Raw genomic sequence first — 11481 nt, 5'->3', positions numbered from 1 at the left:
AAAGAGATTGAAAAACCTCGGCATGTTAACAGTTTTGACCACCTGAATTACGGCGGAAGTGGTTGCCACGATTTTCAGCTAGGTTTTCATAGAATTTCCAAAGATGTTCTTGTCCTTGCATACATTCGATAGCAGCTTTCTTCTCCTCCCATACTTCAGTAATGTCTAGGAAGGTGTCTGGTTTCCACTCCATCTGCTCACTCCAGTGGATAATCGCCAAAATCAAAAAAATGAATATCATGTGCGTTAAGTGCCTGAGCGGCGGCCTCAGCTTCTTTACGCCGCTCTATCTTTACCTTCTCAAGCGTCATATTTTCCTGTTTCCAAAGTTTGGCGGATTCGCCACGCTCTCCATATAACAAACAGGCGATTGTCACCTCGTAACCTAATTTTTGGTGCAATGCTATAGCGCCACCGCACCTCCATACAAAGTCTGCTGAGTGGGCACTGATAATGAGGGCTGTCTTTTTTCGCGCATGACGAAACTCCTAAAGTAATATAAATTTAAAATGCATTATTTATGTTACCTTATAACATTTGTTATGTGTGGTAACTTATCTATTCACTTTCGTTCGTATAAGTATAGGATTTTGATACTTACAAGGGGGCGATGGGCACCTGAATGTAGATGGCTACTCAGCCTAGTTGCTTGGCACACGCACGTCGAAAATTTATTGAAGCAGAAAAGACATGTCCAAAGGGAAATCGGGTAAAGTGACGATGGCGATCATTCATATCAGAAAGAGTACACAGTAGGCGAATTTGGATATGTAGATCTTAATGTTCATTGCTGTAATGTACACAAACCAAATAATCGAAGTAACTAAGGCCAATCAGAAAAATCTTGCTTTGCTCCTTCAGGAGCGTTTCCCTTTTTTCCGGAATGAATACGTTTAAATTGACTGGGTGATATACCGACTTCTTTTTTGAAAAAGTGACTAAACTGGCTGGCGTCCTGATAGCCCAGACTGTTGGCAATGGCTTGTATGGAGCTTGATGATTCTTTTAGCCTAAAGGTTGCTTCCATCAAAATTCGGTTATTTATTAACTGCAAAGGTGTTTTGTTAAGGTTACGCTGACAAACCGCATGTAGACGACCATAGGTCAAACTCAACGTCTGACAATAAAAATAAACTGTCCTTCTATTTTGATATTCGACTTCTACTAGTTGGCGGAATTGTTGCAGAATTAGCTCGTCTGGAGAATGCGTTAATCGGAGAGTATCAATGTTGCTTAGGCGATAGACGATTTTCCTAAAACCAAACTGTCGCTTGGTGATCCTAAACGGGTGCTCTACTTTTGCTCTGATACTGGCTTTTATGTATTCCGTTCGGATAGGTTGCTTATTTATTCTTGGATTTTTCTTGAGAAGGCGCACCTTGCTCGGCATTTCAGCAATCAACCAATCCGCTTTGATGTCTTTTAGCTCTTCTCGTTTTTGAGCGCCTCGATAACCCGAATCGGCCGAGATAAAGCATTCTTCACCATGAAGTAGCTTATCTGTTTCTGTAATGTCGTGTACGTTGGCCGCCGTTGTGCTTAGACTGTGGGTTAGCCCTGTTCTAGCCTCAACGCCGATGTAAGCTTTTAACCCGAAGAACCATTGTTTCCCTTTTTGAGTCTGGTGTATCTCTGGATCGCGCGCTTTCGCTTTATTTTTAATCGAGCTAGCCGCTTCAATAATGGTGGCGTCGACAATCGTGCCTTCTTTTAGATAAATACCAGCGCTGGACAACCACTTGTTAACCTCTTTGAACAGCTGACGGGAGAGCTTATGCTTTTCCAGTAAGTGTCTAAAGTTCATGATGGTTGTGTGATCAGGGATTGAACTGTCCAACGACAATCCAGCAAACAAACGCATGGACGTGATTTCATAAAGCGCGTCTTCCATAGCAGGATCACTCATTAAGGTAAAGAGTATGTTTGTTTCCTCAGCTAAACATGTCTATACCAAAATGCAATACCCTTTAAGACAAATTGAAATAGCCAACTTACCTTTAGATAAAGAATACTCCTTATACGAAGTGATGAGATAGTCAAGACAATAGCCAGCTTATTCACAAGCGGATTGGGAGTATTAATGTTTAGTTTCATAATACCCCCAAGGTAAAACGATTTATGACTTCACTGTCTTTGTCACGACTTTAAATACGATTATTATAGAGAGCTATTAGATGATTATAGATTGCCATGGGCATTACACGACTACACCTGTTGGTGTTGGTGAATACCGCGATAAACAAAAAGCAGCTGTAGCTAAAGACCCTTCATTTGTCGGCGAAAAAGGGAAAGTCATCGTTTCTGACGACGAAATTCGAGACAGTATCATCAATAATCAACTTCGTTTACAGCAAGAACGCGGTACCGATCTAACTATATTTTCCCCCCGAGCCAGCTGGATGGGCCATCACATTGGTAATGAATTCACTAGCCAATATTGGACTGAGCATCAAAATGACTTAATCCGTCGTGTATGTGATCTTTTTCCTGACAACTTTGCACCGGTCGCTCAATTGCCTCAGTCACCAGGTGTTGACCCAGGTAAATCCGTCGCTGAAATCGTACGTACTGTTGAAGAAATGGGCTTTATTGGCATTAACTTGAACCCTGATCCGAGTGGTGGTTATTGGAAAGACAAGTCTTTGGCTGATCGTTCTTTTTACCCAATTTATGAAAAAATGTGCGAATACGATATTCCAGCGATGATCCACGTAAGTGCAGCATGTAACGATTGTTTTCACACAACGGGTTCCCATTATTTGGGCGCAGACACCACTGGCTTCCAACAATTAATGATGTCAGATGTGTTTAAAGATTTTCCTGATCTAAAAATCATCATCCCCCATGGTGGCGGTGCCGTGCCTTATCACTGGGGGCGCTTCCGTGGTATGGCACTGGACCAAGGGTTTGATCTGGCCGAACGTGTCTTAAACAATATTTATTTTGATACCTGTGTTTACCATCAGCGAGGCATTGATTTGCTATTGGACATCATTCCAACTAAGAACATCTTGTTTGCTTCAGAAATGATCGGTGCAGTGCGTGGCGTTGATCCAGAGAGTGGCCATTATTTTGACGACACAAAACGCTACATCGATAACAACACCGTACTAAGTGCTGAGCAAAAACAGGCCGTTTTTGAAGACAATGCGCGTCGTGTGTTTTCTCGATTAAAAGCATAAGGCTTGAATGATTAGGGGTAAAAGATCATGCGAAATAATGTAGTAGTGCAACATATCGAACGTACAGAGCAAGCCGTGATAGATGGTTTGGCACAATGCGGCGTAGCGACCATTCATGAATCTCAGGGTCGTGTTGGTTTATTGGCTCACTATATGCGCCCAATTCAAATCGATAAAACCATTGCCGGATCCGCTGTCACAATTTCGGGTGCCGCCGGCGACAACTGGATGATGCATGTAGCGATAGAGCAGTGTCAGCCTGGAGACGTGATGGTATTTGCGCCGACATCGCCTTCTAACCATGGATTTTTTGGTGACTTATTGGCGACATCTGCTCAGTCCCGCGGTGTTGTGGGTCTGATCATTGACGGCGGCGTACGCGATACCCGAGATTTGCGTCAAATGGATTTTCCAGTTTGGTCTAAGGCAGTATTCTCAGAAGGTACTATTAAAGAAACCGTCGGCTCCGTTAACGTGTCCATGGTTTGCGCTGATACTCTAATTAACCCAGGTGATGTGATCGTAGCAGATGACGACGGTGTTGTTGTAGTACGACGAGAAAATGCTGCTGAAGTGCTTGAGCTTGCTCGTGCTCGTATGGCCAACGAGGAAGCTAAACGTATTCGTATGGCAAACGGCGAATTGGGTTTGGATATTTACGACATGCGTGCACGGCTAAAAGAAAAAGGCCTGAAATATGTCTAAACATACGGGCATTTACAAAAGTGCACCTTGTATGTGGATGCGCGGCGGCACCTCAAAAGGCGCTTATTTTTTAGCCGCTGACTTACCTTCAGACAACGAGGCACGCGCGCAGTTTTTACTGCGCGTAATGGGCTCGCCCGATGAGCGTCAAATCGACGGTATCGGTGGTGCAGATCCTCTTACCTCTAAAGTGGCTGTGGTACAAAAATCAACTCGTGACGACGCTGACGTGGACTATTTGTTCCTGCAAGTGTTTGTTGATAAGGCCATTGTGACCGACGCACAAAACTGCGGCAATATTCTAGCGGGGATTGCGCCATTTGCGATTGAACGAGGCTTGGTGACGGCGTGCGAAGGGGAAACCTCGGTGCGTATTTTCATGGAAAATACTGGCCAAATTGCTGTTGCACGAGTGTTAGTCAAAGATGGTGAAGTACAGTACGAAGGCGATGCTCGTATTGATGGCGTTCCGGGGTTTTCAGCGGCGGTGCCGATTGTATTCCAAGACACAGCTGGGTCTAGTTGTGGCTCATTGCTACCGACAGGTAGTGTTGTCGATGTGATCGATGGTGTTGAAGTAACCTGCATTGATAATGGCATGCCTGTTGTAATTATGCGCGCGACGGATATGGGCATCACAGGTCTGGAGTCTCGCGAAGAACTGGAAGCCAATGACTTATTACGGGCTAAGTTAGAGTCGATTCGTTTACAAGTTGGTCCAATGATGAATCTGGGGAACGTGAAAGACAAATCGGTACCGAAAATGACCATGGTGAGTACTTCCACAAACGGTGGGGCGCTATCTACTCGTACTTTTATTCCCCATCGTTGTCATGCCTCAATTGGTGTTTTGGGTGCCGTCAGTGTGGCAACGGCCGCGGTATTAAAAGGCTCGCCTGCAAACGATGTCGCCAGTTATCAGGCAAGTGCACGAATGACTTTGGATGTAGAACATCCTATTGGCGCAATGACGGTAATATTAGATCAAAATGACCAAGGCGAAGTGGGTTCCGCAGCGATTTTACGCACCGCTCGTAAACTGTTTGATGGACAAGTATTTGCTCACAGTAACGAATTATAAAATAGGTATTTGAAGATGATGGACAAAAACTACATTCCTTTTCACCCAACGCCAAGCAAGCCGACGTTTAAAGCACCTGCCGGTGCGGTAGATGCACACTGCCATGTCTTTGGCCCAGCGGATAAATTCCCCTACCACCCAAAACGCAAGTACACCCCTTGTGATGCGTCAAAAGAGCAGCTGTTCGCTTTGCGTGATCACTTGGGGTTCTCACGTAATGTTATTGTACAAGCATCTTGTCACAGTACTGACAACTCTGCGCTCATTGATGCGTTAGAAAGTGCAGGGGATTTGGCCCGCGGTGTGGCTTTTGTGGACGACACCATCACCCACGAAGACATCAAAAAAATGCACGCCGCAGGTGTTCGTGGCGTACGTTTTAACTTTGTAAAACGTCTAGTTGATAGCACCCCTAAAGAAGTATTTTTCTCCATTGCAGATAAGATTCGCCCCTTTGGTTGGCACATTGTGGTGTATTTTGAAGCCGCAGAATTAGAAGAATTAATACCTTTCTTAAAGGCACTTAACACCACCATAGTAGTCGATCACATGGGTACACCTAATGTGAAAAATGGTGTTGACCACCCAGATTTCAAACGCTTTGTAGACTTTATGGCCGACAACGACAACGTCTGGTGTAAGGTGAGCTGCCCTGAGCGTTTAACCAAACACGCACCTGATTACTCCGACGTGTATCCGTTCGCTCGTACTTTAGTCGAGCAGTTTCCGAATCGCGTTTTATGGGGCACAGATTGGCCGCACCCAAACATGAAAGTTGAGGCACCAAATGATGGCCATCTTGTGGACGTGATTCCTCATATTGCCCCAACATCAGAGTTACAACAAGCTTTGCTGGTGGACAATCCGATGCGTTTGTATTGGGCTTAGTATCATCCCAACAAAATATATAAGAGGTTACCATATGGCTAGTAATTACACAGACCGCCAATTTCAGGGCACCTATCTTTTTGATGGGCAAATGGCCAAGAAAGGCTACGGCCTAAATAAAATGTGCTACACGTTTAACGAACAAGTTGCCCGTGACGAATTTAATACCGACCCTAATGCTTATTGTGACAAGTTTAAACTTAGTGCCGCACAAAAAGACGCCATTCATAACAAAGACATAATTGCCTTGTTACGAGAAGGTGGCAGTATTTATTACTTAGCAAAATTCGCTGGTTTATTAAAGCTGAACATGCAGGACATCGGTGGGTTGCAAACAGGCATGAGTACTGATGAGTTTAAAGCAATGCTTGAGAAAAACGGACGAGGAGAAATCTAATGGCGAACATAATAGGAGCTGTCACTACGTCTCATATCCCAGCAATCGCTAACGCTATGGCAAATGGGTTAGAGCAAACCCCTTATTGGAAACCTTTTTTCGATGCGTATCCGCCTGTGCGTGACTGGCTAAATGAGAAGAAACCCGACGTCATTATTTTGTTTTACAACGACCATGGCTTAGAGTTCTTCATCGACAAAAAACCTACTTTTGCTATAGGTGTAGCGGATGAATACCACAATGCCGACGAAGGGTGGGGCATTCCGACTATACCGCCGGTAACAGGCGAATCGGATTTATCTTGGCATATCGCCAATAGCATCGTTGACGAAGGTTTTGACATGACAATCTGCCAAGAAATGAAGGTGGATCACGGCTTAACTGTTCCGCTAAATTTGATGTGGCCAGGTCACCAATATGGCCATGTAAAAGTCATTCCCGTGTGCATCAACTGCGAGCAGTACCCAATGGCTCAGCCTTGGCGAACTTATGCTTTGGGGCAAGCCATTGGCCGTGCTGTACAGTCCTATGAGAAAGACATTAATGTGGTGGTGTTTGGTACCGGAGGCATGTCTCATCAGCTCGACGGAGAACGTGCAGGCTTTATCAACCGCGCCTTCGACATTGACTGCCTAGACAAATTAGTCAACGACCCAGAAGCACTCACCAAATACACCAACATAGATCTTGTAGAGCAAGGTGGCGCTCAAGCCGTTGAACTCAATATGCACATCGCCATGCGCGGTACCTTATTAGGTAAAGTGACAGAATTACACCGTAACTACCACGCCCCTATTTCCAATACAGGTTCAGGGTTAATGCTGCTGGAACACGAAATGCCAGAGAGTTAACTCTTAGCAAAACAGTGCTACAAAGGGATTTTACAAGGCGAGCTCATTTTGGTGGGCTCGCCTTTTTTGGTGAATTTAAAACTCTTCGGTGTCGATTTCTGCTTGTTGAGCTGCGGTGTAACGGGTGCCGTGTACGTTATTTTGATTAATCATTTCGTCCAGCAAGCCAATTTGTTTCGCGTCCAATGTGAGTTGAGTTGCGGCAAGGTTATCTTGCATGTGTTGCACTGAGCGTGTGCCAGGGATGGAGACGATGTTGTCGTCTTTGGCACGCAACCACGCTAAGGCAAGCTGTGCTGGAGTGCAGCCAATGTCTTTGGCTAGAGCAAGATAATCATTTAATAATGCTAAGTTATTTGGGTAATGCTCAGCATGAAAACGAGGCATGTTATTACGGATGTCTTTGGCGTCTAATTCGGTAATGTCTTTTAATACACCGGTTAAAAAGCCACGCGCCAAGGGGCTAAAGGCCACAAAGGTGGTACCCAGTTTCTGGCAAGTTTCTAATACAGCGATTTCTGGATTGCGAGTCCACAAAGAATATTCCGATTGAATGGCTTTGATAGGCGTTTCAACATGCGCACGAATCAGCGTATCAGCTGACACTTCAGATAACCCCACATTACCGATTTTGCCTTCTTTGACCAAATCACCGAGTGTACCAGCGCTTTCTTCGATAGGCACATTAGGGTCTAAACGGTGCAAATAATACAAATCAATGTGGTCAGTTTGTAGCCGTTTTAGGCTATCTTCGCATTGCTTACGCAGATTATCTGGGCGACCATTGATTTCTTTTTTGCCATTGACCATGGCCATACCGCATTTGCTGGCTAGGAAAAACTCATTGCGATGATCCTTTAGAGCCTTGCCTACAAGTAATTCGTTATTGCCTCCACCATATAAAGTCGCTGTATCAAAATGGCGATAGCCCATCTCAAAAGCCGCTTGAAGTGCTTCAATAGCTTGGTTTTCTTCCAGTGGCATACCGTATGCGTGAGATACGTTCATGCAACCAAGGCCAATATGTGGATGAGTAAACAGTGATTGTGCTGACATTAAAAAATCCTTCATAAAAAACAGGGAGCCTAGGCTCCCTGTTTGAGTAGTGTTTCATCACGGCAGAGCAGAGTGACTTAGGCTTCTAAGCATTCTTCTAGGCGATGCAAGGTTTCCATTGCTTCAATCGCCTGAGAGACACAAGCGTTTGGTGTACGACCTTCTTTGATTGCATTGATAAATTCACGGTCTTGCAATTCAATACCGTTGTTCGATACAGCAACGCCGGACAAGTCAATCTTATTGTCGTTGCCATCGTACAAATCATCGTAACGAGCCAAGTAAGTTCCATTGTCGCAAATATAGCGGAAAAAAGTACCAAAAGGACCATCGTTGTTAAAAGACAGCGACAAGGTGCAAATTGCACCATTAGGTACCTTCATACCAATGCTCATGTCCATTGCAATGCCTAGCTCTGGATGGATAGGGCCTTGCATAGCTTGAACTTTACTGGCGGTTTCACCAGTTTGATATTGAAACAAATCTACTGTGTGGCATGCATGATGCCACAGAAGGTGGTCTGTCCAGGAACGAGCTTTACCAAGAGCATTTTTGTTGGAACGTCGGAAGAAATAAGTCTGCACGTCCATTTGTTGTACAGTCAATTCACCCGCTTCAATTTTATTACGAATCCATTGGTGCGATGGGTTAAAGCGGCGAGTGTGACCAGCCATGGCGACTAGATTTGTTTTCTTGTGCGCAGCGACCACATTGCGAGCATCTTCAATGGTATCAGCCATGGGAATTTCAGACATTACGTGCTTGCCGGCTTCAAGACATTGAATCGTTTGTGCCGCGTGCATTTGTGTAGGTGTTGCTAAAATCACTGCGTCAACATCGTCACGGGCGAGGCTTTCAGCCAAATCCGTTGTGTAGTGAGGAACACCACGCTCCTGGGCAAATGTCTTGATGGCATCAATTTTTGTGCCAACCACAGATACCACCTTTGCGCCGTCTATTGCTGCAATGGCGTCCATGTGTTTCATTCCAAAAGCACCAGAGGCGCCAGCGATACAAATTCTCATTAATCTACTCCTAACTATGCGAGTGCGAATGGGGTCATACCCAAATATATATTAACTACAAATCTAGCATTTGATATCTGAAGGGGATAATCCATAAACCGCATAAGCTATTCAGTTTTCGCAACAAGACTAAGCTCATTGTTAACGAAAGTGTTCAGATATTTTTCGTAGTACGCTAAGAAAATGAGATTGTGTCACCGTGGGAAGCCAGCTTTTTCGGACGCAAAGCCCAATTGGACGACGAGTATGTTCAAGCGGAAAATCTAATACCGTGAGCAATTCAATATTAATTTCTCGCTCAACCTGATGAGCTGAGATAAGTGTAAGTCGATCACTTTCGAGGAGTAATTCACGAATCAATACCTGTGAACTTGATTCCACTAGTCGCGTTGGCAAAGCAACATTGACGTCTTGGAACAATGCCTCAAAGGCCTGTCTAGTGGGGGTACTTTTTGTAGGTACCACCCAAGCATACTGAGCTAGATCTTGAACACAGATTTGTGCTTTCTTTGTAAGCGGATGGTTTTTTCGCCCAACTATAGACAATGGTGGTGACCATAATTCCTCTTGCACCACATCATCAGCTGGTGTTGGGTGGCGTAATGCACCTAAGATAATGTCTATGTCTCCCTGACGCAGGTGATGCAATAAATCGATATAAGCGCCCTCTGTAACGTTTATATTAACGTCTGGATGGCGTTCGTTAAATTGTAAAATGGATTTGGGCAAAATAGTCATGCGTGCCAATGGCATACTGCCAATAGTGATGGTGCTGACGTCTTTAAATTGCAGCGCGTTAATTTCGTATATACCTTGGCGTAGTTCACTAAAAGCTAGTTTCGTGGCTTTCGATAAGGTTTTAGCGGCTTTGGTAGTACTAATTCCCAAGCTGTTTTTTTCGAAAAGTATCACTCCCAATAACCTTTCAAGATCCCGTGCTGCACGATGAACAGAAGACTGAGACACGCCCAATTGGCGGCTTGCGATACTGAAATTTTGCGATTCACTGACCGCAATAAGAGCTCGTAATTGCGTGGTACTAATAAGGGCAATAAGATTTTTCGGAGAGCGCTCTTTAATTGTCGTGTCTTTCACAATCTCTTGAGTAGCTTGTTGGATGTGATCAACCGCTCTGGCGACACGTTTTTGCCAGACTTCACCTGAGTCGGTTAGGTACATACCATCTGAATGCCGTTCAAATAAAGCTGCGCCCAATACACTTTCTAATTTTGCGATAGCTTGTGTAATGGCGGGTTGGGATAAAAAAATACGCTCAGAAGCACGGGTGATGCTTTTAAATTCAGCAACAGCAAGAAAAACGCGTAAGTGTCGTAAATTGGGAATGTTGATTTCCATGTGGCTTCCTATTTTTTTACAACTATATCAAAAATGAATATCAAAAGAAGTAGAAATACAGGCATATTTCCTTTTTCTGTATTCGAATAGGTTGAGTTCATGGGATCGACTTGCAGTCGTCGTAATTGGGCCTTTTTACTCAAAGTCTCGGAAGGAAACGAGTTTGTCGTATGTAGTATTAATACTAAATAAACACTCTGACAACTGTATCAGCTACCACTCCTCTCGTTTGGCAACGAGAGGAGTGGGCGTTAATGTTTAAGAAACTGGATTCAGGACAGCTTCAAAAAATTTTGTTAATTCGTCATGATCGTTTAGCGGCAAAACATCAGCAACATATTGATCTGGTCTCACAATAATAATGCAGCCGTTCTCCTTATCAATTCCACGTTTGTCATAGAAAGAAGTGCCTTCACAAATAGCGCTGTAGACTTTCTCATAATCCGTTAAACCATAGCGATCTTTCGAGGGTTGTAAAAGCGGATGGATATCGTCTACTTCAACCTCTCGATGAGATGCTTGGAAAACCGCTTGTACGGTGATCATTTCATCTATATCCGCACCATTTGGTGTGAAACGCTGAATAGGGGATAACGGATTATTTTGTAGAAATTCACATAGTGCTTTAACTTGGCAGTTATTATCCATAAAGCTTTGCTCTCCAGCAAAGGCGAGGATATGCCAACGACCATCAGCTTTTATACTATGTCCAAGATGCATAGGTTTTGCGTCAGCATGGCGAGTCACTTTAGCAGAATGAAAACGCATACCAATGGTTTGTCCTGTTGCTAAGTCTTGATGTTTTCCTGAGGATACTAAGTCTGATTGCGAGTAGTGGATAGCAGGTAAGCGTCCGGCAAACCACACATTTTAATTATCTTCAAACACCTTAAAGTCTGTTGTCTTTTAAATCAGAGCAACAGACTCATGTTTACCGCGT

12 protein-coding genes and 2 pseudogenes are annotated in these 11481 nt (G+C 44.2%); 6 read left to right on the top strand and 8 right to left on the bottom strand.

The features are described 5' to 3' along the window. Positions 1-25 precede the first annotated feature (25 nt). From BUA59_RS24310 to BUA59_RS24225, 4 genes and pseudogenes are all read right to left on the bottom strand, one after another. The gene (locus BUA59_RS24310; RefSeq protein ID WP_281251037.1) at positions 26-193 is read right to left on the bottom strand and encodes a PIG-L deacetylase family protein; all 168 of its coding nucleotides are present in this window, start codon (positions 191-193) and stop codon (positions 26-28) included. 4 nt (positions 194-197) lie between these two features. After that, complete coding sequence (locus BUA59_RS24305; protein ID WP_281251036.1) at positions 198-401, bottom strand: PIG-L family deacetylase; 204 nt, start codon at positions 399-401, stop codon at positions 198-200. A 422-nt stretch (positions 402-823) separates the two neighbouring features. Then, positions 824-1114: pseudogene (locus BUA59_RS24230) on the bottom strand (helix-turn-helix domain-containing protein); the annotation flags it as partial. A 131-nt stretch (positions 1115-1245) separates the two neighbouring features. Continuing rightward, positions 1246-1906 (bottom strand): annotated as a pseudogene (locus BUA59_RS24225) (IS5 family transposase); the annotation flags it as partial. 268 nt (positions 1907-2174) lie between these two features. Here BUA59_RS24225 and BUA59_RS22645 point away from each other — a divergent pair. Genes BUA59_RS22645 through BUA59_RS22620 form a run of 6 tightly spaced genes read left to right on the top strand, consistent with a single transcriptional unit; the run spans position 2175 to position 7104 of the window. Further along, positions 2175-3182, top strand: coding sequence for an amidohydrolase family protein (locus BUA59_RS22645; protein WP_072842369.1), 1008 nt, complete (start codon positions 2175-2177; stop codon positions 3180-3182). 27 nt (positions 3183-3209) lie between these two features. Then, positions 3210-3887 carry a 4-carboxy-4-hydroxy-2-oxoadipate aldolase/oxaloacetate decarboxylase gene (locus tag BUA59_RS22640; RefSeq protein ID WP_072842368.1) on the top strand — a complete coding sequence of 226 codons (678 nt, stop codon included), beginning with the start codon at positions 3210-3212 and terminating at the stop codon, positions 3885-3887. Further along, positions 3880-4968 (top strand): 4-oxalomesaconate tautomerase, encoded by a 1089-nt coding sequence (locus BUA59_RS22635; protein ID WP_072842367.1) that lies wholly within the window; start codon positions 3880-3882, stop codon positions 4966-4968. Before BUA59_RS22640 ends, BUA59_RS22635 begins: the two co-directional genes overlap by 8 nt. 15 nt (positions 4969-4983) lie before the next feature. Then, on the top strand, positions 4984-5856 hold the full coding sequence (locus BUA59_RS22630; RefSeq protein ID WP_084122669.1) for an amidohydrolase family protein: 873 nt from the start codon (positions 4984-4986) through the stop codon (positions 5854-5856). A gap of 34 nt (positions 5857-5890) precedes the next feature. Then, positions 5891-6253, top strand: a complete 363-nt coding sequence (locus BUA59_RS22625) for a protocatechuate 4,5-dioxygenase subunit alpha (RefSeq protein WP_072842366.1) — start codon at positions 5891-5893, stop codon at positions 6251-6253. Beyond that, complete coding sequence (locus BUA59_RS22620; protein WP_072842365.1) at positions 6253-7104, top strand: class III extradiol dioxygenase family protein; 852 nt, start codon at positions 6253-6255, stop codon at positions 7102-7104. The genes BUA59_RS22625 and BUA59_RS22620 overlap by 1 nt, the downstream gene beginning before the upstream one ends. Before the next feature lie 75 nt (positions 7105-7179). Here the strand turns inward: BUA59_RS22620 and BUA59_RS22615 are convergent, their stop codons facing one another. The 4 genes from BUA59_RS22615 to BUA59_RS22600 all read right to left on the bottom strand — a co-directional run bounded on the left by BUA59_RS22615 (position 7180) and on the right by BUA59_RS22600 (position 11408). Beyond that, positions 7180-8160, bottom strand: coding sequence for an aldo/keto reductase (locus tag BUA59_RS22615; protein ID WP_072842364.1), 981 nt, complete (start codon positions 8158-8160; stop codon positions 7180-7182). A gap of 77 nt (positions 8161-8237) precedes the next feature. After that, entirely contained in the window at positions 8238-9185 is a 948-nt protein-coding gene (locus BUA59_RS22610; RefSeq protein ID WP_072842363.1) for a Gfo/Idh/MocA family oxidoreductase, read from the bottom strand. 141 nt (positions 9186-9326) lie between these two features. Then, positions 9327-10541: a LysR family transcriptional regulator gene (locus BUA59_RS22605; RefSeq protein ID WP_072842362.1), complete on the bottom strand. Its 1215-nt coding sequence runs from the start codon at positions 10539-10541 to the stop codon at positions 9327-9329. 258 nt (positions 10542-10799) lie between these two features. After that, on the bottom strand, positions 10800-11408 hold the full coding sequence (locus BUA59_RS22600; RefSeq protein WP_084122667.1) for an FAD-dependent phenol hydoxylase family protein: 609 nt from the start codon (positions 11406-11408) through the stop codon (positions 10800-10802). Between the last annotated feature and the right edge of the window lie 73 nt (positions 11409-11481).

Origin of the sequence: Marinomonas polaris DSM 16579, assembly GCF_900129155.1 — a bacterium.
In the GTDB taxonomy this organism is placed as follows: Bacteria; Pseudomonadota; Gammaproteobacteria; order Pseudomonadales; family Marinomonadaceae; genus Marinomonas; species Marinomonas polaris.
This window is presented reverse-complemented; position numbering and strand designations above follow the sequence as displayed.